Origin of the sequence: Pelomonas sp. CA6 (genome assembly GCF_022549225.1) — a bacterium.
GTDB lineage: Bacteria > Pseudomonadota > Gammaproteobacteria > Burkholderiales > Burkholderiaceae_C > Roseateles.
Window position 1 is genome coordinate 1 of record NZ_JAKZFD010000081.1, and the last position, 254, is coordinate 254.

Below are 254 nucleotides of genomic sequence, written 5' to 3' on the forward strand. Positions count from 1 at the left end.
GCCGCCAGCGTGTTGTCCGGCTTGAGCCCCGCGGCCCAGGTGCCACTGCTAACCACCGCGCCGGCCTGCACCGTCAGGTCACCCTGCGCCGCCATCGTCCCGCTGTGGCTCAACGTGCCCGTCGCGCTCACCTGGCCGTGGCCTTGCGCGTAGACCGTTCCTCGGTTGTCCAGCGCCGCGCCGGACCGAATGTCCAGGTCCCCTCGCGACTGGATGCTCCCACCGTTGCTCAGCGAGCCCGCCTTGAGCTGCAC

At 71.3% G+C, this 254-nt stretch carries 1 protein-coding gene; it reads right to left on the reverse strand.

Annotated features, from left to right (window positions below):
- A partial coding sequence (locus LZ017_RS21990; protein WP_241399059.1) for a hypothetical protein occupies positions 1-254 on the reverse strand: 254 nt, incomplete at both ends.